Source organism: Halanaerobium sp. DL-01, assembly GCF_003338615.1.
In the GTDB taxonomy this organism is placed as follows: Bacteria; Bacillota; Halanaerobiia; order Halanaerobiales; family Halanaerobiaceae; genus QPJE01.
The window spans coordinates 1-1,346 of record NZ_QPJN01000075.1 but is presented as its reverse complement, the minus strand read 5'-3'; the positions used below and the strand labels follow the sequence as shown (position 1 = coordinate 1,346).

Annotated in this window: 1 protein-coding gene; it reads left to right on the top strand. The window is 32.9% G+C overall.

Annotated features, from left to right (window positions below; genetic code table 11):
* Positions 1–22 precede the first annotated feature (22 nt).
* The gene (alr, locus tag DER71_RS11845) at positions 23–1,171 is read left to right on the top strand and encodes an alanine racemase (RefSeq protein ID WP_114459029.1); all 1,149 of its coding nucleotides are present in this window, start codon (positions 23–25) and stop codon (positions 1,169–1,171) included.
* The last annotated feature ends 175 nt before the right edge of the window (positions 1,172–1,346 follow it).

The following is a 1,346-nucleotide window of genomic DNA, read 5'->3' as shown; positions in this document are numbered from 1 at the left end:
AATATGTCTGGGAGATGTAATTATGAATTATCAGGATAAGTTTAATAATATCAGGCCAGCCTGGCTGGAGATCAATTTAGATAACTATGGGCACAACATAAAGCTGATAAAAGAACAACTGCAGAAAAGAACTCTATTAACAGCAGTAGTTAAAGCTGATGCTTATGGACATGGTGCAGTGGAAATTTCTAAAAAAGCGCTGGAATCCGGTGCTGACCGACTGGCAGTGGCTATTCTGGATGAGGCAGAAGAGCTGAGAAAGTCTGGTCTGTCGGAGGTTCCAATTTTAATTTTAGGATGGACACCAAAAGAACAGTATGAGAGAGTGATTAAGCACAATTTAATTCAGACCATATATGATTATCAGGATGTGCTGGCACTTAATAAAGCAGCAGAAAAGCTGGGTAAAAAAGCAAAAATACATATAAAAATTGATACAGGTATGAGCAGGCTTGGGATAAAAGCTAAACAGGGTCTTAAATTTGTTAAAAAAGTTAATGATCTTTCCAGTATAATTATAGAGGGAATATATACTCATTTTTCTTCTGCAGATGAAGCAGATAAAGAATTTACCTTTCAGCAGTTTAATTTATTTAAAGGTTTGATTTCTAGATTGAAAAAAAATGATATAAATATTCCTGTTAAACATGCCGCAAATAGTGCTGCAACTATTGATATGCCAGAACTGCAGATGGATATGGTTAGAGTTGGAATAATAAGTTATGGTCTTTGGCCGTCAAAAGAAGTGAAAAGAAAAATAGATTTGAAGGCGGTAATGAGTTTAAAGTCCCGATTAGCTTATGTTAAAACAGTAGAAAAAGGGACACCGATAAGTTACGGCAGAACTTATGTAACAGAAAAAAAGAGCAAAATAGGAACAATACCTTTAGGATATGCTGATGGATACAGCAGATTGCTGTCCTCTAATTTTGAAATTATTGTAAAAGGTAAAAGAGCTCCAATAATAGGCCGCATATGTATGGATCAGTTTATGGTGGACTTAAGTGATATTAAATCTGTTAAAAAGGGAGATATTGTTACTCTACTGGGAAGAGATAATGGAGAAGTGATAACAGCTGATGAAATGGCAGAAAAATTAGATACAATTAATTATGAAGTTGTGTCCAGCTTTACCAAAAGGCTGCCCAGAGTTTATATAGAAAATAAGTAACAAAATTTCACAAAGTTTTATCGAATTTTGTCTAAACCATTGATATAATTGGTTAAGAGTAATATAATTATAAATGCCGAAAAATTAATTTTTAAATTAATTATACTAAAAAATGAAACTATTTTCACAAGTTGAATTATATTTGAATAAACTTTGAGAACATGGACTAGGAATT